At 43.0% G+C, this 23,649-nt stretch carries 22 protein-coding genes; all 22 read right to left on the reverse strand.

The window, feature by feature from the left end:
• Positions 1-9 precede the first annotated feature (9 nt).
• Positions 10-1,200 (reverse strand): PDZ domain-containing protein, encoded by a 1,191-nt coding sequence (locus ABC357_RS18275; RefSeq protein ID WP_412889034.1) that lies wholly within the window; start codon positions 1,198-1,200, stop codon positions 10-12.
• Between the two features lie 134 nt (positions 1,201-1,334).
• Positions 1,335-2,792, reverse strand: a complete 1,458-nt coding sequence (locus ABC357_RS18280; protein WP_412889035.1) for a S41 family peptidase — start codon at positions 2,790-2,792, stop codon at positions 1,335-1,337.
• Between the two features lie 132 nt (positions 2,793-2,924).
• On the reverse strand, positions 2,925-3,671 hold the full coding sequence (map, locus tag ABC357_RS18285) for a type I methionyl aminopeptidase (protein WP_412889036.1): 747 nt from the start codon (positions 3,669-3,671) through the stop codon (positions 2,925-2,927).
• A 367-nt stretch (positions 3,672-4,038) separates the two neighbouring features.
• The gene (locus tag ABC357_RS18290) at positions 4,039-4,590 is read right to left on the reverse strand and encodes a GNAT family N-acetyltransferase (RefSeq protein ID WP_412889037.1); all 552 of its coding nucleotides are present in this window, start codon (positions 4,588-4,590) and stop codon (positions 4,039-4,041) included.
• 111 nt (positions 4,591-4,701) lie between these two features.
• Entirely contained in the window at positions 4,702-6,048 is a 1,347-nt protein-coding gene (locus ABC357_RS18295; RefSeq protein ID WP_412889038.1) for a murein hydrolase activator EnvC family protein, read from the reverse strand.
• Positions 6,049-6,179: 131 nt separating this feature from the next.
• Complete coding sequence (gene ftsX, locus ABC357_RS18300) at positions 6,180-7,064, reverse strand: permease-like cell division protein FtsX (protein ID WP_412889039.1); 885 nt, start codon at positions 7,062-7,064, stop codon at positions 6,180-6,182.
• Positions 7,054-7,740 carry a cell division ATP-binding protein FtsE gene (gene ftsE / locus ABC357_RS18305; RefSeq protein ID WP_412889040.1) on the reverse strand — a complete coding sequence of 229 codons (687 nt, stop codon included), beginning with the start codon at positions 7,738-7,740 and terminating at the stop codon, positions 7,054-7,056. Before ftsE ends, ftsX begins: the two co-directional genes overlap by 11 nt.
• 283 nt (positions 7,741-8,023) lie before the next feature.
• Positions 8,024-8,359 (reverse strand): cytochrome c551, encoded by a 336-nt coding sequence (cccB, locus tag ABC357_RS18310; RefSeq protein WP_412889041.1) that lies wholly within the window; start codon positions 8,357-8,359, stop codon positions 8,024-8,026.
• Between the two features lie 53 nt (positions 8,360-8,412).
• Positions 8,413-9,279 carry a YitT family protein gene (locus tag ABC357_RS18315; protein ID WP_412889042.1) on the reverse strand — a complete coding sequence of 289 codons (867 nt, stop codon included), beginning with the start codon at positions 9,277-9,279 and terminating at the stop codon, positions 8,413-8,415.
• Positions 9,280-9,686: 407 nt separating this feature from the next.
• A protein-coding gene (prfB, locus tag ABC357_RS18320; RefSeq protein WP_412889043.1) for a peptide chain release factor 2 occupies positions 9,687-10,791 on the reverse strand; the annotation gives its coding sequence in 2 pieces (ribosomal slippage) (positions 9,687-10,718 and positions 10,720-10,791; 1,104 coding nt in all).
• Positions 10,792-10,875: 84 nt separating this feature from the next.
• Complete coding sequence (secA, locus tag ABC357_RS18325; RefSeq protein WP_412889044.1) at positions 10,876-13,383, reverse strand: preprotein translocase subunit SecA; 2,508 nt, start codon at positions 13,381-13,383, stop codon at positions 10,876-10,878.
• Between the two features lie 297 nt (positions 13,384-13,680).
• The gene (gene hpf, locus ABC357_RS18330; RefSeq protein ID WP_412889045.1) at positions 13,681-14,241 is read right to left on the reverse strand and encodes a ribosome hibernation-promoting factor, HPF/YfiA family; all 561 of its coding nucleotides are present in this window, start codon (positions 14,239-14,241) and stop codon (positions 13,681-13,683) included.
• 851 nt (positions 14,242-15,092) lie between these two features.
• Positions 15,093-15,440 (reverse strand): flagellar protein FliT, encoded by a 348-nt coding sequence (gene fliT / locus ABC357_RS18335; protein ID WP_412889046.1) that lies wholly within the window; start codon positions 15,438-15,440, stop codon positions 15,093-15,095.
• Entirely contained in the window at positions 15,440-15,838 is a 399-nt protein-coding gene (gene fliS / locus ABC357_RS18340; protein WP_412889047.1) for a flagellar export chaperone FliS, read from the reverse strand. The genes fliT and fliS overlap by 1 nt, the downstream gene beginning before the upstream one ends.
• Positions 15,839-15,866: 28 nt before the next feature.
• Positions 15,867-17,933 (reverse strand): flagellar filament capping protein FliD, encoded by a 2,067-nt coding sequence (fliD, locus tag ABC357_RS18345; RefSeq protein WP_412889048.1) that lies wholly within the window; start codon positions 17,931-17,933, stop codon positions 15,867-15,869.
• A 15-nt stretch (positions 17,934-17,948) separates the two neighbouring features.
• The gene (gene flaG / locus ABC357_RS18350; RefSeq protein ID WP_412889049.1) at positions 17,949-18,290 is read right to left on the reverse strand and encodes a flagellar protein FlaG; all 342 of its coding nucleotides are present in this window, start codon (positions 18,288-18,290) and stop codon (positions 17,949-17,951) included.
• A 148-nt stretch (positions 18,291-18,438) separates the two neighbouring features.
• Positions 18,439-19,659 carry a flagellin N-terminal helical domain-containing protein gene (locus tag ABC357_RS18355; protein ID WP_412889050.1) on the reverse strand — a complete coding sequence of 407 codons (1,221 nt, stop codon included), beginning with the start codon at positions 19,657-19,659 and terminating at the stop codon, positions 18,439-18,441.
• A gap of 156 nt (positions 19,660-19,815) precedes the next feature.
• Positions 19,816-20,040: a carbon storage regulator CsrA gene (gene csrA / locus ABC357_RS18360; RefSeq protein ID WP_412889051.1), complete on the reverse strand. Its 225-nt coding sequence runs from the start codon at positions 20,038-20,040 to the stop codon at positions 19,816-19,818.
• Positions 20,041-20,045: 5 nt separating this feature from the next.
• Positions 20,046-20,483, reverse strand: a complete 438-nt coding sequence (gene fliW / locus ABC357_RS18365; protein WP_412889052.1) for a flagellar assembly protein FliW — start codon at positions 20,481-20,483, stop codon at positions 20,046-20,048.
• A gap of 26 nt (positions 20,484-20,509) precedes the next feature.
• Complete coding sequence (locus ABC357_RS18370; protein WP_412889053.1) at positions 20,510-21,073, reverse strand: DUF6470 family protein; 564 nt, start codon at positions 21,071-21,073, stop codon at positions 20,510-20,512.
• Positions 21,074-21,126: 53 nt separating this feature from the next.
• Positions 21,127-22,023: a flagellar hook-associated protein FlgL gene (flgL, locus tag ABC357_RS18375; RefSeq protein ID WP_412889054.1), complete on the reverse strand. Its 897-nt coding sequence runs from the start codon at positions 22,021-22,023 to the stop codon at positions 21,127-21,129.
• A 14-nt stretch (positions 22,024-22,037) separates the two neighbouring features.
• A complete protein-coding gene (gene flgK / locus ABC357_RS18380; RefSeq protein WP_412889055.1) occupies positions 22,038-23,621 on the reverse strand; it encodes a flagellar hook-associated protein FlgK in 1,584 nt (527 codons plus the stop codon).
• Positions 23,622-23,649: the final 28 nt, after the last annotated feature.

Below are 23,649 nucleotides of genomic sequence, written 5' to 3' on the forward strand. Positions count from 1 at the left end.
TAATCTAAATTATGCAGTCGAAGCACGGATTTCCTCCGGCAAAAAGAGGATGCCCAGTTCATAATGCTCGCCTTCAAACAGCGCACGCTGGACAAACCGGATTTGGCCATTGGTATCCAGCACCTCCAGCTTGCAGTAGGCACGGTTATGCTGCAGCGCTTCATAGAGCTGGTGTTCTGTTTGAACCGGTGTACCATTCACCTTTGTAATTAACTCGCCGACCTCCAGGGCCATTTTTTCGGCCGGTGAATCCGGCATGACTGCCAGAATCAATACGCCATGCTCCCGCTTCGAGAAGTAAAACGGCAAATGCTGTTCGGCTATTTTTCCGAAGTAATGGATGCTTTCACGGCCAAGTACGGCCACTGCCGCTGCTACGATGGTGAGAATCGGCAGCCAAATGCTTGCGATTGCGATCAGCAGAACAAAGCCGGATAAAATGAACACGCGGTTGGCTGTCATTCTGATGGATTCCTCAGGCAGCCGTCCGTGCACATGCTGAGAAAAGCCGATCAGGAACGGCAGGAATAGAGGCGCCACATGCATATCGCCTGCTATGTGAAAGACCGGCCACCATTCAAAAGGCGCAGACAGCTCGCCACCCGGGACAAATAAAAACATCGGAACTAGCCAGAGCCTGCTCGATACATGCGATCCGACGGTCATGCCGCGATTCGAGGTAATGAGCTCAGGCGAAGTGCCTTTAACGGCATTCCGCTTAATCAGAATGCCTTCCGCTACCAGCATCAGCCCCATCACAGCAGCCAATGCAGGAGACAGGGACGAAGGCATATCTTCAACCGCTTTTCCGAGGAAAGGAATGTCCAGCTTATGCCCATACAAAAAAAACAAAATGAAGATAGAAGCCCCTATCGTATAAGCAGGGGATAGCAATCTAGTTTGTAGCGTCAAACTAAACAGAACCGTAACGGCTCCTACAACCAGAACTGCCGCAAACGGGATGGCCATCCCCGCCACAATACTGATCACCGAAAGGGCCAAACCGATCAAAAGGCCCATCTTCCATACATTGCGCAGCTCGAAATAGCCGCTTTCCACCCGGATTTTAAAATCCGACCTTTCTTTTTTGACGCGCCGATACCCCATGATCAAGCAGAGCAATAAAGAATAGTAGAATAGTGGATGTAGAAATAATTTTCCGAGTCCCAATAAGAATTGCTGTATCCAAATAGTATCCACTACTTACACTTCCTTTCAAAATAGACGGAATTATGCTATCTACTATTCTATCAAAGAACGATAAGCGTGCCTATCACAAATAGATGCCATACAAAAGGGATATCCGCGTCGTGATTCGCAAATATCCCCCTTCATTATTTTTTCACCAAATAAAGAAGCGCTGCCTGCAGCTGCATATCATTGTCTTCTTCCTTCTTCGCTTTACTCACGCTCGACTCCAAAGCAGCTGCTGTTTTTTCATTGATGGTGCCTGTATTCTTTATTTTTTCTCCGTTTTGGAAGGCGCGGACGGCTGTTTCTGTTTTTGTGTCGTAATAGCCATCTGTACGCCCTGGATTGTAACCAAGACTCTTCAGGATGACCTGGGCGTGCTGCACCTGTTCATTATTCATATCAAGCTTCAACGCTTTTTCGATGGTCAATGGCTGCGTATGGTACACTTTTGGCTGCTTGATGGCCATTGTCGGCTGGATTCCCTTTTTATGGATCCAATTGCCATCCGGGGTCAACCATTTGTAAAGTGTCAGTTTAATATTGCTGCCATCATCCAGTTCCACTGCCTGCTGTACGGTCCCTTTTCCGAACGTCTTCTCCCCGATGAGCGGATAGCCGCCCGCTTCATGCATGGAGGCCGCCATAATTTCCGAGGCGGAGGCGCTGCCGCTGTCGATCAGAACCGCGATGTTGTAATCCTTTTTCTTGCCCAGCTTGCTATAGTATTTATCCTGGTTGCCGCTGCGCTCCTCAATCCGAAATAGCGGTTTATTATTCGGTATGAATTCATTAAGGATATTTTGGACGGAATCCAATAAACCTCCTGGATTTTTGCGCACATCGATCACAAGCCCTTTTATCTTCTTTTCTTCCAGCTTTTCCAGCTGTTTTTTGAAATCTTCATCCGTCTCCTTGCTGAAAGAAGTAATTTCAATATAGCCCACCTTCTTGCCCTGGACGGTCTTCAGCTTTGAAAAAACGGTCTCTACAGGTATCTCATCGCGTTTAATGGAAAACATGATCGTGTCCCTGACACCCGGGCGTTTAATTTCCAGCCGGACCTTCGTCCCCTTCTTTCCGCGGATTTTACCGGATACCTCCTGTACATTCAACCCGTTGATGCTCTCTCCATCCACCGATATGATTTCATCCTTGGATTTCAGGCCGGCTTTTTCTGCCGGTGAATCCTTATAGGGAGATACTATCAACACCTTATCGTTCTCCACACCGATTTCCGTGCCGATCCCTTCAAAGGATGAATCAAGGGAGTCATTGAATTGCTTGGCGGTCACCTTATCCATATAGACCGAATAAGGATCCTTCAGGGAGGACAGCATCCCCTGAATGGCTCCTGAGACCAATTCATCATCGCTCTTCTGTTCTATATAATGCTTTTTGATCAAGTCATACGCCTGCTCCACCTTTTGCAGGTCGGGGCTTGTCTGTTTTTCCTCCAAAGTGGCAGACGGCTGTCTTTCATTGTCCTTCTTCGGTGTTTCCCATTTCATAAAAATATCCGGACCGACCATCATTCCTCCTGCCGCTCCTGCGCCAAGCGACAATGTGATCGCCGTAGGAAGGACCCATTTTCTATTCATAACTGTCTCCTCTCCATACATGGCTTATACAAAAAAGGCATCGCACATAATATGCGGATGCCTTGTACGTATTATAGATGTATGAAAAAAAGTGGACAAATATGATTTGATGCCGTAATTTTTACAGGCTGTTTATTGCTTTGTAAGAATGACAGGACCATCCTCTGTAATCGCCAAAGTATGCTCATACTGGGCGGAAAGGCCGCCGTCTACCGTACGTGCTGTCCAGCCGTTGCTATCCATTTTGGCCTGCCAGCCTCCGGTATTGACCATCGGCTCGATCGTAATGACCATGCCCGCTTTCAAACGGGGGCCTTTGCCAGGCAAGCCATAGTGCGGGATATACGGATCTTCGTGGATTGTCCGGCCGATGCCGTGCCCTGTGAAATCGCGGACCACTGAATAGCCTTTGCTTTCCACATATTGCTGAATGGCATGCCCGATATCGCCGACACGGTTGCCGACAACAGCTTGCTCAATGCCAAGGTATAGAGATTTTTCCGTTACCTCCAATAAGTCCTGCACGTTGTCTGGCACTTTTCCTACCGGATATGTCCATGCTGAATCAGCCAGAAATCCGTTCAGGTTCACTACCATATCGACGGTTACGATATCTCCTTCCTTCAACGGCTTCTTAGTAGGGAAACCGTGGCAGATTTCATCATTGACAGAGGCACAGGTAGCATAAGGATAATTCTGATACCCTTTTTGCTCCGCTGTCGCTCCATGGTCTTTTAAATATTTTTCTACAAAATGCTCAATATACTCCGTTGTCATGCCAGGCTTGATCATCGTTTTCAATTCACGGTGCACGCTCGCCAGTAAATCGCCTGCTTTTTTCATATTTTCTATTTCATTTTTGGATTTTAAAACAATCATCCTACACACTCTCCTTCTTACTTCACTTGCTGTCCGTTTTCTTATGATCGGTATTTGACTGTTACCTTATCTCCCTTTTAATCATATCAGTTCTCGGCCGTTCCTCCAAAAAATAACCCCTTCACTGAATGAAAGGATGCCTATAAATCAAACCTCCAACCGTTTTCCTTTTGCATGCAACAAACAGCCGCTACAGGATGCTCGCTTCCATTCACCATGACCAAAATAGCACCCTTATGAAAAGCAGCCAAAGAAAAACAGCCCTCCTTTGGGAAAGATGGCTGTTTTCTACGTTTACGGCTAGGCTATTACGGTTAAACTATTCATATAGCTAAAAAAGGAGTAGCCTTTAAGCCATTCACTCTAGCTATTTGACTATTTTTCTATTTAATGTTTTTTCTAACAATGCCCAGGCTTCATAACAGGTTGGGCCTGTGATGAAAGGTTCAAATCCATAATTTAAATACATATTGATTGCTTGGTAACTGGTCGTTTGAGATGTAAGGTAGGCTTTTGTATGATGATGGGCCAAAATATTCATAGCAGCACTCAGTAATGGCTTAGAAAGCTTAGCCCCTTGATATTCAGGAGCGATAGCTACCCAATGTATTCTGCCGAATAGTTCTCCATCGCCATTCAAGTCCCCAAACCATGCTGTTGCCGTTCCAATTACTTCACCGTTTTTATTTTCGATGAATAGGCAACGCTTGGACATTTCATCCAGATATGGGGCAAATTCGTTATTGAAACGTTCTAATGCATCCTTCTCGCTTGCAAATTCAGCTACACTTGTTTCAAGCTTAGCCCAGTTATGTTCATCGCCTTTTTCAAATAATCTAATTCGAAATCCAGCCGGAAGAAAATATTCAGGAATATCCAATAAATTTTTCCTCACCATTTTAACGGGAATGTTTATCATGGAAGCAACTCCTTTTAATGGGGTATGATCATGGTTAAATCAATGCGCCCTTTAAAAAAAGCAGCTAAGTTAACGTTTAACCTAGCTGCCTTCCCAACGCACATGTATTTTTTATAGAGGCACAATGCCGATCGGGTTGATGGCGCCGCTCTTAGAAGGTGTCCATGGCCCCTTGTGCAATTCGAAGTGCAAATGCTGGCCGGTTGATTGTCCTGTATTGCCCATGATGCCGATCTGTTGGCCTTTTTTCACTGTTTGGCCGGTGCTTACTATTCGGCTGTCCATATGGGCATAAACGGTTGTATATAACTGGCCGTTAATGCTATGCGAAATGAATACCGCATTTCCATATGAGGAAGAATAGTAGGAACGAGCAACTACTCCGTCTGCCGCTGAAACAATCGGCACACTTGCAGAGTTGGCGATGTCGACACCAAAGTGTGTAGCTCCCCAACGGCCGCCGAAGCCTGATGACAGAACGCCTGCCGCAGGTCTCGTGAATGCGCCTGCTGAAATGCTCGGAGCTGAACCGGAGCTTGAACCGCCGCTATTGGAGGAGCCGGAGCTAGAGCTTGAACCAGAATTTGATTGGTTGGATGGAGTTTTATTGGTTGATGATTGTTTAGCCGCTTCCTGACGGGCACGCTCTTCAGCTTTACGGGCTTTTTCCAATTCAGCCTGGCGTGATTGTTCATTAGAGATTGCTTTTGAAATCGCATCCTGCTGAGATGACAACAAATCATTCTCTTCTTCTAAATCCATTTTATATGTATGGGTTTCATTTTCTTCTTTTTCAAGCTTGGCCATCAATTGGTCTTTTGCGGCTTTTTGCTTGGAAAGAGTCGTTTTCATCGTTTCAAGGTCACTTCTCATTTTTTCAAGGGAAGCAAGCTTTGTTTCTACTTTGGAACGTTTTGATTCAAGCGATTTTTTGTCTTCTTCATGCTGCTTGACCAGCTCGGAATCTGCTTCCATGATGGTAGAGACTGCGCCGACACGCTCGATGAATTCCCCGAAGCTTGAAGCGCCGAAGATAACTTCCAAATAGCTTGAATTTCCGCCGTTTTCCTGGAACGTCAATGCGCGGTTCTTCAGTACTTCCGTCCGTTTGGCAATGCGCTCTTTTAGCACTTCGATTTCTTTTTTAAGCTTTTCTATATCTTCTTTTGTAGATACGATCTGCTCATTTTTTTCCCTGATTTTTGCGTTCGTCGATGAAATGGAATCATCAATTTTCTTCATTTCTGCTTTCGTTTTAGCTTGTTGATCCTGCAAAGATTTAATTTTTGCGTCTGCACTTTGAATATTGGATTGAACTCCAGAGCGTTGATCTTGGATTTTCTTCTTCTTGTTTTCCATATCGCTGATTGTTTCAGCGCTGACTCCGCTGGCTGCAAACACACTCGATAGCCCCAACACAACTGTTGTGTTTAAGACTAGCAATTTAGATTTTAGCATTCCTTGATCACCTTTCTCTTCAACTCTATTTTCGCATGGCTGACATTTTTGCCTTAAAAAAAGAAGGGCCGGACGATGGAGCTGGCCGACCCAACCAAACTATAGTAACTTGTTCTTGTATGGCACTGATCTTAAATTTTCAAGAACTTGCGTACGGACATCATACTGCCCCAAACACCAATCAATGCTCCCATCAATACAAGCACCCCAGACACCTGCCATATAAATGGATTGTATGGCAAGAGCTGCAGGAACGGCATATCCGGACGGTCGCCGACCTTATCAATGACATTGTAATAGGTAGTCGCTATCAAGATAATTGGGATAATGGCTCCCATCACTCCCAGCCATAAGCCTTCCAGGAAGAAAGGCCAACGGATGAAGGAATTGGATGCCCCTACCAATCTCATAATCTCAATTTCACGGCTTCTCGCGACAATTGTAATTTTAATCGTATTGGAGATTAGGAACATCGCTGTGAACAACAGGCCGATAATCAATACTAGGCCGATATTGCGCGACACGTCTACAACCTTGAATAGGTTTTCGACCGTTCCTTGTCCATACTTCACTTTCTCTACATAATTATACTTTTCGATTTTTTTCGCCACTTTAATAACATCTTGCGGTTTTTCTGTTTTTACTACATAGACATTCCGTAAAGGGTTGTCTTGCTCAAACAAGGCAAATGCTTTACCCATGCTTTTGATGATTGAATCCAGTTCCTGCTCCTTGGAGGAGAAGGTTACTGTCTTGACATGAGAGGTATCCTTCAATTCTTTCCCGAGCTTATCCATATCGGCCTGGGAAGCTGCTGCATCTATCTGGACGCGAATCTCGACATCGTTCTCTACATTCGTTGCAATATTATTCAGGTTCATCAAAATGACAAAAAACACACCGACAAGCAAAAGCGTCACCGTAACGGCACTGACGGACGCGAATGTCATCCAGGCGTTACGGCCAAGGCTCTTAAAGCTCTCTCTAAAATGACGAAGCAGACTATTAATATTCATATCCGTAGTCACCTCGTTGTTCGTCTCTCATAATCGTGCCATTTTCGATCGCGATAACGCGATGGCGAAGATTATCTACAATTTCTTTATTATGGGTCGCCATTACAATGGTCGTCCCCCGCTTATTGATTTCCTCAAAAATATTCATGATTTCCCATGATGTCTCGGGATCAAGGTTGCCGGTCGGCTCATCGGCGATGACCACTTTCGGTTCATTGACGATGGAACGGGCAATCGATACACGCTGCTGCTCTCCACCCGATAATTCAGAAGGGAACATGCGCGCCTTGTGCTTCAGCCCGACCAAATCGAGTACTTCCATGACACGTTTTTTAATTTCCTGAGGGTTTTTCTCGATGACCTCAAGAGCAAAGGCCACATTTTCATAAACCGTAAGCTTCGTCAGTAATTTGAAATCCTGGAATACAACGCCGATATTGCGGCGGAATACAGGCACCTTGCTGTTTCGGATTTTTCCCAATGTAATCCCGTTGACCGTAATCGTTCCGCTCGTAGGCTTTTCCTCGCGGTACATCATTTTAATAAACGTTGATTTACCTGCACCACTAGGCCCTACTACGTAAACGAACTCGCCTTTTTTAATTTTTACGTTAATACCGCTGACAGCTTTGACGCCGTTGCTGTAGGTTTTATTCACATCAACCATTTCAATCATAAAAAAACCACCTATATTGATGCCCTCCAAGCAGAAGGCTCTATTCTAGATTTGTTTAGCATATTCGACAAACATATATTTATATCAGCAATTTCCAACAAATTTCCTCGTTTTCTCCAAAGCCATTATAACATTCCCCCATGGCAATTACTGTTTAAAATATATTACATTTATATTTCATTCGAATCAGTAATTTTCAGACAATATATCCATCATATAGGCTATTTGTCTCATTTACAAACAAAAAAGCTGAATCCGTATTGGAATCCAGCTTGGAAATACGTTATTTTTTTTCAGATAGCCACTGCGCCACTGTTTCTGCGTCCTTCCCCTTCAGCAGGCCTTTCGGCATTCCGCCTCCGGTTCCCTCCACTATAATCTTCTCGATTTCAGCCTCGGATTTTTCCGCCCCTATTGTTTGAAGGTTAGGGCCGTTCACGCCTTGGAGATTATCCCCGTGGCAAGCAAAGCAATTTTTGCTGTACAGCTGTCCGCCTTCACTGTCATCCACATACGTTTTGCCGTCTCCCTTCGGCTTTTCGTCTGATGCCTTGTCCCCGCCGCATGCCGCCAATGCCAATGATGTCCCGAGGAACAGTGCAAGTAGCTTTTTGTTCATACATATACCCCCACATTTGTAAATAGTATAACTCTTTTCTATATTATACCATTCTATGCCCTGCTGAAACCTTCCCCAAGCACTTCATGAGCATCTGTAACAACAACAAACGCATGCGGATCCACTTCCCGGGCCACTTGTTTCAATTTTGTGAATTGCGATTGGTCGACAACACACATAAGGACCGGCTTATCACTTTCCGTAAAACCGCCTTTGCCATGCAGCTCCGTCACACCGCGCTTGACGTGGGTAAAGATGGCCTTGCGCATTTCTTCTTCCTTATTCGTAATAATCAACGCCATCTTACTATTGTCCATTCCCATTTGCACGAGATCAATCGTCTTGCTTGTCGCATATAAACCGATCAGCGCATAAAGCCCGCGTTCGATATCGAATACAAAGCTGGCGGCAATAACAATCAATCCATCAATGAATGCTACACATTTCCCTAGCGAAATGCGGGTATATTTATGGACAATCTGAGCGGCTAAATCGGTGCCCCCTGTAGATGCTTTTCCAAGAAAAACAATACCGAGGCCCAAGCCTACTCCAATTCCCCCGACTAAAGCGCCCAGCAATGGATCAGTCGTCCACGGGTCCAAGCCCTTCGTCAAAAATACGGCAAACGGGAAGAAACAAGTTCCCACAAATGTTTTAATGCCGAACTGCTTCCCGAGCAAAATAACGCCGGCAATGAATAAAGGTATATTAAGCGCCCATTGGACGTAAGCAGGCTCCCAGCCAAACTTAGCATATAAAATCGTCGAAATACCACTTGTCCCACCCGAAGCGATATTATTGGGCAATAAAAAAACATTGAATGATAAAGCCACTACAGCAGCGCCTATCATTACGTATACATAATCAAACCAAGCATTGCTTGTTGCATCCTTAAAGGATCCCTTCATCTTATCTACCATAGTGCAACCTCCAGATGTCCAACACTACATTACAGTTTTGAAAAATGATTCCAAAAAAGAGTATAGCACCCTGTTTAAGACTGTGTAAATAACAGCTAGATAACGTAGTAACGCATTAAAACAGTTGCTTCAAAACCTTTCCAATATAGTTTAAACAGTCGCCATCGCTTTTATGAACCATACAAACAACTAAAAAAGCCGCAAAGGTTTATCCTTTACGGCTTTTGTTTATTTTCATCCAGTTCCAAGCGCCATCCCCTCGAGGTCTTAAGCCAATCTCTGTTAAAGGCAAAACCAGCCTTTAAGCAGAGCTCCTCTTAAGCTTGTCGGGGATGAACAGGCGCTTTCCGCTTTTGTGCTCATCCAGCTACAGGGAGCAGCGACTAGCAAACTTCCCGCTTTTGAACTTATTCGGCTAATTTAGAACGCAGGAATGCGTCAATGAACATATTTAAATCGCCGTCCATGACTGCCTGCACGTTCCCTGTTTCCGCTCCTGTACGGTGGTCCTTGACCATGGAGTACGGATGGAATACATACGAACGAATTTGGCTTCCCCAGCTGATATCGCTCTTTTCTCCGCGGATTTCATCCAGCTGCGCTTGCTGCTCTTCGATTTGGCGTTGATATAGCTTTGCTTTCAGCATGTTCATCGCTTTCTCGCGGTTTTTGATTTGTGAACGCTCGTTTTGGCATGTCACGACTACGCCAGTCGGAGTATGCGTGATACGGACCGCTGAATCGGTCGTATTGATATGCTGCCCGCCGGCGCCGCTCGCACGGTATGTGTCGATTTTCAAATCTTCACTGCGGATTTCGATATCGATATCATCATCCAATTCAGGCATGACATCACATGATACGAATGACGTATGGCGGCGTCCGGATGCATCGAACGGAGAAATACGGACAAGGCGGTGTACCCCTTTTTCCGCTTTCAAGTAACCATAAGCGTTATGGCCTTTGATCAACAGCGTTACGCTCTTGATTCCTGCTTCGTCGCCTGGAAGGTAATCCAGCGTTTCCACCTTGAAACCTTGCTTCTCAGCCCAGCGTGTATACATACGCAATAGCATGGATCCCCAGTCCTGGGACTCGGTGCCGCCCGCTCCCGGGTGCAATTCGAGAATGGCATTATTTTTATCATATGGCTCGCTTAATAGCGCCTGCAGCTCATATTCATTCATTTCTTCAGTCAACTTGGAGATTTCGGATTCCATTTCCTGCTGAAGGTCTTCATCGTATTCTTCTTTCAGAAGCTCATAGGTCACTTCCAAGTTTTCATGTGCTTCACTCATTGAATAGAATTTCTCAACCAATTCCTTCAATCCGTTCGCTTCGTTGATAACGCCTTGGGCCGCTTGTTGATCATTCCAAAAATCCGGATGTGTCATTTCGTGGTCCAATTCGGCAATTCGGGCTTCCTTCTCTTCTAAGTCAAAGAGACCCCCTAAAGTCCGCTAATTTCTTAGCTGTTTTTTCGAGCTCTGATCTGATTTCTGCTAATTCCATGCTCTTCACCTCTAATAGTAGTAATGTAACAAAGGAAAAGAGGCGGCAGAAGCCACTCCTCTTTTCACCAATCATCAGGCCTAATTATACACGGCCATGACAGTTTTTATATTTTTTGCCGCTGCCGCAAGGACAAGGATCATTGCGTCCCACTTCTTGCTTTTTGCGCACCGGTTTCTTCTTCACTTCTTCTCCATCTTCCTTCGGATGCACCGCTTGGCCTTGTGCCACTTCCTGGCGTTCCAGGTTATTGCGGATTTCAGCTTTCATGATGTACATAGCCACTTCATCTTCGATCGCGGCAATCATTTCATTGAACATCGCGAAGCCTTCCTGCTGGTATTCCTTCAGCGGATCGATCTGGCCGTATGCACGAAGGTGGATACCTTGGCGCAATTGTTCCATGGCATCGATATGGTCCATCCACTTGCTGTCAACCGCACGAAGAAGGATGACTTTTTCGAATTCGCGCATTTGCTCGGAGGAAAGCTGTTCTTCCTTCTCATCATAATGCTCTTTCACTTTTTCAAGAATGAACTCGCTGATTTCATCGCTTTCTTTGCCTCTCAGGTCATCGACTGTTATCATGCCTTCAGGAAGCAGGTTTCCTTCGACATAGTCAATGATTCCTTCCAGGTTGTAGCCTTCTTCCTCCTCGCCGCTTGTGAATGCGGCAATTTGGCGTTCAACTGATGTATTGATCATTGTTTCGATGATTTCACGGAGGTTATCGCTATCCAGCACTTCAAAGCGCTGTTTATAGATGATCTCACGCTGCTGGCGAAGGACATCATCATATTGAAGCAATTGCTTACGTGCATCGAAGTTATTGCCTTCAACCCGTTTTTGCGCGGATTCAACCGCTTTTGTGACCATCTTGCTTTGGATTGGCTGTGTATCGTCCATACCAAGGCGGGCCATCATATTCTTCATGTTATCACTTCCGAAACGGCGCATCAATTCATCTTCCATCGATAGGTAGAATTGAGTGACACCAGGGTCTCCCTGACGTCCTGACCGTCCACGAAGCTGGTTATCGATCCGTCTTGATTCATGGCGCTCCGTACCGATTACGGCTAAACCGCCAAGTTCTTTAACGCCTTCGCCAAGCTTGATATCCGTACCACGTCCGGCCATGTTGGTCGCAATGGTGACAGAACCCTGCTTACCGGCATCGGCGATGATTTCCGCTTCACGGAAATGGTTCTTCGCATTCAGGACATTGTGCGGAATTTTACGCTTCGCTAACAATTGTGAGATCAATTCGGATGTCTCGATCGCAACTGTACCGACTAGGACCGGCTGCCCATTTTCATGGCGTTCCTGAATATCGTCAACAACGGCATTGAACTTGCCGCTCATGCTAGCATAGATCAGATCCGCGCGGTCGTCACGGACGATATCGCGGTTCGTCGGGATGACGATAACGTACATATTATAGATATTGCGGAATTCCTCTTCCTCTGTCTTTGCGGTACCTGTCATACCGGCAAGCTTTTCATACATACGGAAGTAGTTCTGGAAGGTGATGGTCGCAAGCGTCATGCTCTCATTCTGGATTTCCAATCCTTCCTTCGCTTCAATCGCCTGGTGTAGCCCATCACTGTAACGGCGGCCTTTCATAAGGCGGCCAGTGAATTGGTCGACGATGATGATCTCGCCTTCCTGCACCACGTAATCAACATCATTGTGCATGGAGACATGCGCCTTCAATGCCTGGTTAATATGATGGTTCAAGGCTACATGGGATATGTCGAACAGGTTGTCGATGCGGAAAGCACGTTCAGCCTTCGTGATCCCTTCCTCCGTCAATTGGACACTCTTTGTCTTTTCATCATATGTGTAGTCCGTATCTTTCGTTAATGTACGGACAAAACCGTTTGCCTGAATATAAAGGGCTGTCGATTTTTGGGCGCTGCCTGAAATGATCAAAGGCGTACGCGCTTCATCGATCAGGATGCTGTCGACTTCATCGATTACGGCATAATGCAATGGCCGCTGAACCATTTGCTCTTTGTACAGCACCATGTTGTCACGAAGGTAATCGAAACCGAACTCATTATTCGTACCGTATGTGATGTCGGCATTGTATGCTTCCTGCTTTTCTTCACGGCTTAAACCATTTGTGTTCAAGCCGACTGTCAAGCCAAGGAATTCGAACAGCTGGCCCATTTCAGTGGCGTCACGTGAAGCCAGGTAATCATTGACCGTAATGACGTGCACGCCTTTTCCTGAAAGCGCGTTTAAATAAACCGGCATCGTGGAGGTCAATGTTTTACCTTCCCCGGTTTTCATCTCGGAAATATTGCCGTCGTGAAGGGAAATACCACCCATCAGCTGCACCTTGAACGGATACATGCCGAGCACTCGCTTGGATGCTTCGCGGACAACCGCAAAAGCCTCTGTCAGCATGCTGTCGAGCGACTCTCCTTTTTGGTAGCGCTCCTGGAATTCCGCCGTTTTTGCCTTCAGTTCGTCGTCGGACATAGCTTCCATTTGCGGAGCCAATGCATCTATTTGATCTGCCATCTTCTGCAGACGTTTTACTTCTTTCTTATTTGAATCGAATACTTTATTTAATATTGATAACATGTCACAAACGCTCCTCTGTTTTGTGATGACGTGAAACTTGCAATAATGCGGCTATATAGGAAAGAACAGCGATCTTGCACCCTATTCTTTCATTATTAAAATTTATCCATTTTATAATATTACCATTTCTATCACCGTGGTACAACTGCGGGCTAATAGGGAAACGCCTTCTTTCATCGCTATCATTTTACAGCATTCGACATGGGCGCCCGGATTCAGGCAATGAAAAAATGCGGGATGTCCCACTCTGTTAGGAATGGGGCATCACCGCATTTTTCGTTTAGTTTTATCTATTATTTAGTTGGGTTCAATTAAGCCGTAACGGCCGTCCTTACGCTTGTAAACAACGTTAGTCATTTCCGTTTCAGCATTTGTGTAAACGAAGAAATTGTGGCCCAACAGGTTCATTTGAAGAATCGCTTCCTCACTGTCCATTGGTTTTAAGTCGAAGCGTTTGTTACGCACAACTTCCAAATCATTGTCCTCTGTTTCCACAGCGTCCTGCGGAGTGCCTTCTTCCGGTTCAAAATCGAAAAGATCAGCCGTGCTTCCCGCTGTGCGGAATTTACGGTTCACTTTTGTCTTATGCTTGCGGATTTGTCTTTCAAGCTTATCAGTGATTGTATCAATCGCAGCATACATATCTGCATTTCTTTCTTCTGCCCGTAGAACAAGATTAGACATTGGAACAGTGACTTCAACCTTAGACGTCTTATCGTTATAAACCTTTAGGTTTACATGAACGGTAGCATTAGATGTGTTGTTAAAATATCTTTCCAATTTTCCAATTTTCTTCTCCACGTATTCGCGCAGAGCTGGAGTTACCTCAATGTTTTCACCACGAATGTTATAATCCATAAGTGAGTCCTCCTTTAATAAATAAAACTATACCTATAGATTCTATGATACCCCTTCCAAACCCTCTATGAAACATTAATTTTATTTGTCGAATTTACGAACAAAAATTTTCACAGAATCTTCACGTTATAGCGAAAAATAGAGGTTTAAATGGATGATTTTTGGTGAATTTCTTTGTTGGATTGAATTGATGCTAACAGAGGAAAGCCTTGTGGGAGAAATTGCTGATGTTGGCGTAGTAAGTAGTGGTATACCGTTGATTTCCGCTGCGAGTGGACGCTTTCCGCGGGCGGGGCCGAGCCGCTTCCTTCGCTTCGCTGCGTCCAGGGTCTCGACTGTCCCGCTGTTCCCGCAGGAGTCGCCACTCTTCACTGCAATCAACTGGTTGGGCGGATCGGGATAGAGCGGGAATTGGTTCCTACTTTCTTTAAAAGTAGTCTCTTCTATAATGTATATCGTTTTGAAAATTAAACCCGTTTTTCATTGAAAGTATAATTAATACAGATTTTAATAATTTTCTTTATAAGCAACTCTATACGCATGGAGACAAAACACCGTTGATCTCCGCTGCGAGTGGACGCTTTCCGCGGGCGGGGCCGAGCCGCTTCCTTCACTTCGCTGCGTCCAGGGTCTCGACTGTCCCGCTTTTCCCGCAGGAGTCGCCACTCTTCGCTTCAATCAACTGGTTAGGCGGATCTGTTTGGGATGGAGAATTGATTCCTTATTCTTCAGAGTAATCTCTTATTATGGTTATTCAATCGGTTAATCTGAGAAAAAAACAACAAATGCAATATAAAAACTCCAAAATAAAAGGTATCGAGAAGATTTTCCCAATACCTGTTTCGGTTAGTTTAGTTACGTTTATCCAAAAAGTAGCTGCCGACGTCGTTGTTTGTGTAGCCGAGATAGCTTTTTGTTGATTTATCCTGTTTTTTTACTTCGCGGATTTTCTTTGCCAGTTCCTTCTTAATGGAAGCAAGCTGCTGATCGATTTCCTTATTATAAAGAACAATCACTCTTCCAATCTTTTCTTCATCAGCGGTGAATGGCGGTTTGATCGCTTGCAGCACCTTTTCACGCCGGTCCAGAAGCTGACCTATTTCATCGTATTGTCCGTCCGTTAAATCGCTCTGTGGGAGACGAGAAAGCTTCAGCAGGCTGTCTGTTAGTTGATAGCATTCCTTTATGCTTGCTCTCATCAGATGCTGCCACCGTGATACTGCTGCTTGCGGTTTGATTGAATAACCTGTTTCCATGTATCGCGAAATTCAACTACAAGACCCTCTACTTCATCAAGAGGTGCACTGTCATTCTGGATATTGGCATCGGAAAGGCGCTGCATCATAAAATCATAGAGCGTCATCATATTCTTGGACACATCCACATCCATATTCAACGTAACCATCAGCTCACGGATAATATTTTGCGCTTTTTGGATATTCATGTTTTTTTCCTCAAATTGACCTTTTGCTATAGCTATCTTTGCCTTCGTGATGAACTTCAGGCAACCATTGTACAACATTAGCGTCAACTCAGCTGGTGAAGCGGTGTTGACCGAATTCTGTTCATACGTCTTATATGGATTATTTGCTGCCATGATTGTGACACTCCTTTATATAAAGCTATTAGTTTCCGTTACTAAACATTTGTGTTAAATAATTTGATTGGCTGTTTGCCTTCTGGATTGCCTGCTCCATTGCCGTAAATTGGCGGTAATATCGGTCTTCTAGGTCTTTCAGGCGGTCTTCCAATGATTTTTGACGAGTCTCAATCGTATCCAGCTCCCGGCCGATTGTAAAGGTTTGGTTGGTAGAATTACTATTACCTGCCTTCAACTTGACTGTATCCATTGCTTTCGTAACAGTATCAGTCAGTTTCTGGGTAATTCCGTTTTCTCCACGGAAAAGCTGTTCTATAGAATCCGGATCTTCCTCAATCGCTTTTTTAAGCTTTTCTTCATTTATTTCAAGCTTGCCTCCAGAAAGATAATCCGCAGTAGTTGTAATGCCTATTTTCGATAATTGATCGTAGTCCTTCGAGATTTCGCTGTTCTTAACCTGTCCGTAGAAATCCATCCGCATATTGGATAAGACGCCACTTAAAGTCGAATCATGACGCAGCAACCCTGATTTCGCTAATTCTTCCCATTTTTCTTGTTGCTTATCGCTCAATGATTCTTTTTGGTCATCCGTTAATGGAGCATAATCTTTATACTTTTTCTCATCCAGCTTCCCTTGGATTTTATCGATCATTTCATTATAGCTTTTAACAAAATTTGAAATGTTTTCATAGACTTTGTTTGTATCATTAGAAATACCGATTGTCACAGGCTGAGCTGACCCAGTGTCGAAAGTTTGCTTCAAGGTGAACGTTACTCCATTCATTTCAAATGTATTAGAGGAGCGCTCAGTGGAAAGACCGTTTATATCAAATTTTGCATTAACTGCTTTTTCTTTCGGAGTTTCATTCATATCAAATTTCAAAATTTTTGTAAGGAAACTTCCTTCACCTCTGATTTCAGAAGTATTCATCGTTCCTTCAATAAAAGTACCAGTTTCTGAACGAGTCATCGTCATTTTACCTGTATTTTTATCATAAAACATCGAAACCCCAACTTTACTGCCATTTACTTTACTTATTACATTATTAAGTGACTCTTTACCAGTGATAATAAAGTTTTCATACTGTTCACCACTTGATGTACTGGTATTTAATGAAAACGATGCATATTTATGTTGATAAGACGCTTCCATCCTATATGTTGTATCCTTTGTTGAGGAAGGTATTTTTCCAGGTTCGAATGTAATTAAGCCTGTTTCATTATCTAATTCACCAACTTTTGTATTTCCTTCATAAATCATACCATCGTCATCTACTGTATATGTTTTATAGGGTTGAGCATTACTATTGCCATCTATTTTTGTAATTTTTATCTCTTTTAAATTACTAATACCATTTTGAGACAACTGCCATGAAGATGTACTACTTCCTAATGTAAGTGATTCTGTTTTGGCTTTACCAATGTAGTCCACTTTAATAGTACTGTCTTTTGAGATTGATTTATTAAATTTGATATTACCATCATTATCAACAAATACAGTTGAATCGGATAGTTTGCTTTGATCAGTTACAACTTTATAAGATTTACCATCAACTTTGACACTCCATGAATTTTGTTTATCCTCCAGTATGTTATTTGTCTCCCCTTCCCCAAATAACTTATAATCGGAAGTTCCATCACCTGTTAAAGATTGCGATACAACCGCTCCTGTCTTCCATACAGGTTGAACACTAGATGGTAATTCACTATTTTGAGCGTACAAAGATTTTGTTTGATCAAGTTTTCCGTTATAAATCTTATCTGTATTAATACGCACCTCTGCCTTTGCCAACCGTTCGACTTTGGAAATGGAATATGAAGATAAACCAGCTGCACCGGTTGCCGTTGCTGTAACCTTGCTTTCATCAGAAGAACTTACTGTTCTGACTCGATAAGCAGAAGATAGCTTCATATCCAGCAAACCATTTCTGAAATTCAACAGTAATGTATTCATAGAACGGTAATCATCTCGTTGCCATTCTAGCGTTTGTTTCTTTTGTTTCAATTTATCCAACGGCACACTTTGCGCCTTCATCATATCTTTAACAATGCTATCTATATCCATTCCGCTCGCCAAACCTGTTATTCTCATGCTTTACACACCTCTTTATATCTTTTTATCAACCAGCCAGCCAATCTGCTCCATCATGGAGGCGTACATATCCAAGAACTTCTTTGGAGGTATTTCTCTGACAACTTCCTGGGTATCATTATTTACAACGGACACATAATATTCTTGGAGCTTATCGTGAAATTGAAATCTTACATGTGTGGTAGATGCATCAATAAATGAATTCATGCTATCCACTATTTTTTCAAAATGTTCTTTTCTTAGTAATACATCTTCTGTGTTGTTCTCTTTATTCACATTCTGATTAATAGGTGAGCTATTCGTATTTCTCCCATTAGAAACCGTTGTATCAACAGGAATAGACACTTTATGAATCATGAAAGTAACCCCTCTCAACACCTCTTTATTTATCTTTAATATCGGTAATAAACCTCCATAGTTAATAGATAGAAACAATAAGTAACAAACAACAAAAAAAGCCTTACAAAGGAATCTTTCCTCTGATAAGGCTTTAAAATTATAATTCTTATTTCAACAATTGTAGAACGCCTTGTGGTTGTTGGTTAGCTTGAGCCAACATAGCTTGAGAAGCTTGTTGAAGAATGTTGTTCTTTGTTTGCTCCATCATTTCTTTAGCCATATCAACGTCACGAATACGAGATTCAGCAGCTGACAAGTTTTCAGAAGATGTGCTCAAGTTATTAATTGTGTGTTCTAAACGATTTTGGCTTGCACCTAATTTAGAACGTTCAGCTGATACAGCATCAATTGCAGATTGGATAACTGTAATTGCATTTGCTGCTTTTTCATGTGTAGAAACATCTAAAGCATTTTCATTATTAGTTGCATCTGTACCATTATTAACAGTTGCCGTTCCAGTAAAGTTTGCACCATTTCCTGTAATACCTAGTGCAGATGCTCTCATGTCTGCTATTTCAATAGACATACTTTGGTTTTGGTTGGCACCAATTTGGAATTTAAGCTCCGCTCCAGCTTTTACTGCTTCTTCAGCTGCTACAGCTTTAACACTTGCAGTATCTTCAGTTGTATTTGTTGGAGCATCAGTTTGACCGGAAGCAACTTTTTCAGTTAAAACAAGATCAGTTCCATCTTTTGTGATATCATATGTTTGACCTAGACTTGAAGCTTTTGCCAAATCCATTAATTCGTCAATATCACTAAATTTCCCATCAGCCGTAGTAGCGCTATGTGTAAAATCAACGCCACCTATCGAAACGTCACCAGTAAGAGTTGAGGCATCAAATTTATAAACACCTTTTACAGCATCTACTGCTTCTACTGCTTCTTTAGCTGCTGTTCTAGTGTCTTTACTACCATTCAATAATTTTTGAGTATTAAATTCAGTTGTATTACCGATACGGTTGATTTCAGATGTTAAAGAGTTAATTTCTTTTTGAATTTCGCCACGATCTGATTCAGTATTTGTATCGTTAGCTGCTTGAGTAGCAAGCTCACGCATACGTTGAAGAATGCTGTGAGTTTCGTTCAAAGCGCCTTCAGCAGTTTGAATCAAAGAGATACCATCCTGAGAGTTTTTAGAAGCCATATCTAATCCACGGATTTGCCCGCGCATTTTTTCAGAAATAGCAAGACCAGCTGCGTCATCTCCTGCACGGTTAATTCTCATACCAGATGATAGTTTTTCCATGTTTTTAGATTGTGCGTTTTGTGCGTTACCCATTTGACGGTATGTGTTAAGTGCTGCGATATTATGATTGATAATCATTTTATTTCCTCCTTGAATAAGTAGGTTCACATCCTTGTGAACACTATTAGTTTCGAAAGGATGACGGCCGTACACCCTTTCTTTCACACTAGTTATATCGACTCAAATTAATAGGATTTAATAGGTAAAAATGAAAATCCAAAAAGAAATTTTAAATTATTTACTGTTTTGTTTTAAAATAGCTAATAATTGATTGTTTCCAGAAATAGCAGCTTTATTCTCATTCTGTATGCTTTCAAACACTTCTTTCCGATGAATCTCTACCTCTTTAGGCGCTTTTATGCCAATCTTGATTTGATCGCCTTTACTCTCCAAAACTATTATTTCAATATCATCGCCAATAATGATGCTCTCGCCTGCTTTTCTTGTCAGTACTAACATGTTTCTTACCCCTCTCTCTCTGTATGTTTAAGAGGGTGCTTCGTCATATACCCTGAATCATGCAGAATGACTTGCTTGGCTTTTTGATTGCTCAAGTTAAAAATAACAGGAGCCTGCAGATTGGCTGTCGATTCTTCCATTGAATCTCCCAAAGTAAGAATCACTAACGGAAGGACATCATTTTTTTCTTTTATGTCCAACTGGCTGATAATAGAGGTCTCCAGTTCAAAGTCATAGGCAGGAAAAAAAGGGAACGGGCTGGCTACGACAAAAGCAATGTTTTCATTTTTGGTTGATTGAAGAACAGAAAAGGTATCTCCTTCGGATAATGGGTATAATGCGAATTCATGCTCTGCAGGAAAACCGGGTATACCGCTTTGGAAGTTCCACATTTGATGTTCATTGATGTCCAATTCTCCGTGATACTTTGTCTTTATATTCATATCTTCACTCCGCTTTGTATAGATTCCTAAATATCTTCACTGACAAAATCGACCGTCAGCGAGTTTTTCTGAAGCATGCCTACATCTACATTTCCCCGCTGGTATTCTACTACCGGTTTATTGGCATGGGAATTGATATTCGGTTTATGGGTTTGCCAGTTCACTTCTACTTTACCAGGGTCATAATCCAGTTTAACGCTGAACATCGGCGGAATAAAGCCGAGATTGAATTGCTTTTCAGGCTGTTCGCTGTTGCGCTTTGCCTGCTCTGCAATCGGATCGCCGCCATATTCGATTTGCATCAGTTCATCGCCGTCCTGTGCCCGCCGGGCCATTCCATCCAACAACGCTTGCTCACCGTCGGCAGCGTATTCTTCCGTTCTGCGGCGGCTTGATTTCAAATCCATCGCTTCCCAGGCAGCCGTCTGGTCGATCGTTAATCGGGATGGTGTCCGCTCGATATCCATCTCCGCCTTGGGCTGTTCAATATCAATGTTCGCTCCAGGCTGTTCGATATTTGCAACCGCATTATTTGTTTTTAACGATATTAATGCCGGCTGGGATTCCAATCTGATCTGCGGCACTCTCATAGTGTGTCCTCCTTTCTTACTGAAAGAAAAAAGCTATCCCGAAGGAATAGCTTTTATCGTAGAAAATCCATCAGAGTCGGCTGCATGATTTTGGCGCCGACACTGAGCGCGACACGATGGACGCTTTCCTGCATGGTTAAATTCATTATAGCTTCCTCTAATTCTATATTTTCATTATCCGATAGAATTTGAGTAGACGTAACCTCTTGTGTATCCAAACGATCGCTCATCATATCAACACGATTCTGCTTAGCTCCGACATTCGAGCGTGCCGTCAGGAATTTATCGATTTGTTGATCTAACTTGCTCAAGTGATTACTGATGTCTGTTTCACTTGCATTTGGGTCTTTTAAAGTATTGATTAAACTCGTGATAGATGAGTTACTATCTTTTGATGTAACATCACCGAATATATCTTTTCCAGGCGTATTAAGGGGCAATGTGATACCCGAGAAAACCTCAAGGTTAATTTTATCTGTATTCAATTGATCTGGATCTGTATCTGGATTAACGCTTGAAGGAGGTACTGTTGTATTTGTGCCATTAAAAATATATTTACCGCCAATTTGTGTGTCGTATACATTTCTCAGTTGTTCCTGTAACTGTTCTATTTCAGTCGCAACGTAGGATCGTTGTGATTCTTCCATGGAGCCATTACTAGCCTGAACAGTTAACTCACGTATTTTTTGCAATGCCAGAACACCTTGATTTAGCGCATCATCAGTACTATCCACCCATGTCTTGACTTCACCTATGTTTTGCTGATATTGCTTAATATTATTTAAATCTGTACGATAGCCCATAGCTCTCATAGCAGCAACTGGATTATCGGAAGGCTTAGAAAACTTCTTTCCCGTCTGTGTCTGCTCCTGCAGTTGAGCTAGTTTACTGTAGCTTTCACTAATATGTCTCAATGTATTATTACTGATCATTGATTGTGTTACGCGCATATTTTCTCAACTCCTTATCTTCCTCCGACACCCATGCCGTTTATGATTTTATCTAACATTTCATCAATAATAGTGATATTTCTGGCACTTGCATTGTAAGCATGCTGGAACTTAATCATATTCACCATTTCTTCATCAAGAGAAACCGCGCTTACCGATTGACGATTTTGATCGACCGATGATGCAATGGTATACGCATTCTTCAGATTTTGCGCAGCACTTTGCGACTCGACACCGAGTTTGCCGATAACACCAGAATAATAGCTATCAATATTTCCCGTTAAGTCTGTAGGGAATCCCGCATTCCCCTTTGTGGAATATTTATCAAAGCTTAATGTCTTTAAATTAGCCAGAGCTTGGGCGTTTTTATTATTCCCAGCATCTCCATTGCCGTCGCCCGCTCTGATTGAAGCAGGATCATCTGTGATGCTGTCTTTGACCCTTAGACTTTTGGCGGGATCATTTGGATCAAATTCAAAGAAATTAAGTTTTCCATCTGCATTATCTGTAGGGATTGATTCTTCATTAAGTGCATAGCCTTTTGCATGAATGGCGTTGAATTCCGTGGCAAATGCAAATGCCATCTTGTTCAACTTATCAAGCATTTCAGGATATTTACCTTTAACATCAGTACCATCCATATATCCAAAGTTTTGGATTAAAGCAGCTAATTCACCTGATTTATCAAAATTTTTCGGGGCAATTGTCTCAGTCCCAACTTTAATTCCATTTACTGCTCCGGTGGCAGTATCCTTTGAAATACTGACCTCATTATACCCTTCATTTCCTCTTTCCTTAGAGGCACTGACTAGATTAATAGGCGGATCATAGGACTTTCCATCTTCTTTTACTAATTCAATATTGATAAGACCATCAGCTTGAGGTAAAGCAAGGCCATAATTATCCGGTTTTACATTAGATACTTTTATATTGACCATGCTCGATAGCTTATCGATTAATTCATCACGCTGGTCATACAAATCATTAGGCAAATAGCCATGCGGCTCTGATTCTGCTATTTGCTTATTCAATTCAGATATACTTTTAAGTGTTTGGTTAATATCTGTGACTCTTACATCTATTTGACTGTCGATATCATCCTTGACACGAGTAAGAGAGTTATAGTAGTAATTAAAGACGTCTGCGACAGCCTGCCCTGAAGAGGCAACCACATCACGCGCACCGCTATTTTCCGTATTGGCTGCCAGCGTCTGCAAAGAATTCCAGAACTTATCCATTGCATTCTGCAAACCGCTCGTCGATGGCTCATTCATGATTTGCTCAATTTTCGTCAATGAATCGCTCATGGCGCCATAATAACCCATACTATTGCTCTGCTGGCGGAACTGGGTATCCAAGAACGAATCCCTAACCCGCTCGATGCTCCCAGTCGTTACACCCGTTCCGATCTGGCCGGGAATGCCCGGGCGGTTCATGCCTGAATACGGGTAGGTGTCGGTTTGGATCATGTTGGCGCGCTGGCGTGTGTAGCCTGGTGTGTTTACATTGGAAATATTATTGCCTGTCACGTAAAGTGCTCCCTGTTGCGTGAACATGCCACGCTTGGCTGTTTCTAAGCCCATGAAGGTTGAACGCATGGTCGTTCCTCCGATCTTCTTTGTGAAA

It is taken from the genome of Bacillus kalamii, assembly GCF_047238185.1.
In the GTDB taxonomy this organism is placed as follows: domain Bacteria; phylum Bacillota; class Bacilli; order Bacillales; family DSM-1321; genus Bacillus_AD.

Bases quoted from the DNA above. Each gene is read 5' to 3' on its own strand.
- ABC357_RS18280 (WP_412889035.1), bottom strand. From the start codon at position 2,792: ATGAATAGAAAATGGGTCCTTCCTACGGCGATCACATTGTCGCTTGGC.
- map (WP_412889036.1), bottom strand. From the start codon at position 3,671: ATGATTGTTTTAAAATCCAAAAATGAAATAGAAAATATGAAAAAAGCA.
- ABC357_RS18290 (WP_412889037.1), bottom strand. From the start codon at position 4,590: ATGATAAACATTCCCGTTAAAATGGTGAGGAAAAATTTATTGGATATT.
- ABC357_RS18295 (WP_412889038.1), bottom strand. From the start codon at position 6,048: ATGCTAAAATCTAAATTGCTAGTCTTAAACACAACAGTTGTGTTGGGG.
- ftsX (WP_412889039.1), bottom strand. From the start codon at position 7,064: ATGAATATTAATAGTCTGCTTCGTCATTTTAGAGAGAGCTTTAAGAGC.
- ftsE (WP_412889040.1), bottom strand. From the start codon at position 7,740: ATGATTGAAATGGTTGATGTGAATAAAACCTACAGCAACGGCGTCAAA.
- cccB (WP_412889041.1), bottom strand. From the start codon at position 8,359: ATGAACAAAAAGCTACTTGCACTGTTCCTCGGGACATCATTGGCATTG.
- ABC357_RS18315 (WP_412889042.1), bottom strand. From the start codon at position 9,279: ATGGTAGATAAGATGAAGGGATCCTTTAAGGATGCAACAAGCAATGCT.
- secA (WP_412889044.1), bottom strand. From the start codon at position 13,383: ATGTTATCAATATTAAATAAAGTATTCGATTCAAATAAGAAAGAAGTA.
- hpf (WP_412889045.1), bottom strand. From the start codon at position 14,241: ATGGATTATAACATTCGTGGTGAAAACATTGAGGTAACTCCAGCTCTG.
- fliT (WP_412889046.1), bottom strand. From the start codon at position 15,440: ATGAGAGCAAGCATAAAGGAATGCTATCAACTAACAGACAGCCTGCTG.
- fliS (WP_412889047.1), bottom strand. From the start codon at position 15,838: ATGGCAGCAAATAATCCATATAAGACGTATGAACAGAATTCGGTCAAC.
- fliD (WP_412889048.1), bottom strand. From the start codon at position 17,933: ATGAGAATAACAGGTTTGGCGAGCGGAATGGATATAGATAGCATTGTT.
- flaG (WP_412889049.1), bottom strand. From the start codon at position 18,290: ATGATTCATAAAGTGTCTATTCCTGTTGATACAACGGTTTCTAATGGG.
- ABC357_RS18355 (WP_412889050.1), bottom strand. From the start codon at position 19,659: ATGATTATCAATCATAATATCGCAGCACTTAACACATACCGTCAAATG.
- csrA (WP_412889051.1), bottom strand. From the start codon at position 20,040: ATGTTAGTACTGACAAGAAAAGCAGGCGAGAGCATCATTATTGGCGAT.
- fliW (WP_412889052.1), bottom strand. From the start codon at position 20,483: ATGAATATAAAGACAAAGTATCACGGAGAATTGGACATCAATGAACAT.
- ABC357_RS18370 (WP_412889053.1), bottom strand. From the start codon at position 21,073: ATGAGAGTGCCGCAGATCAGATTGGAATCCCAGCCGGCATTAATATCG.
- flgL (WP_412889054.1), bottom strand. From the start codon at position 22,023: ATGCGCGTAACACAATCAATGATCAGTAATAATACATTGAGACATATT.
- flgK (WP_412889055.1), bottom strand. From the start codon at position 23,621: ATGCGTTCAACCTTCATGGGCTTAGAAACAGCCAAGCGTGGCATGTTC.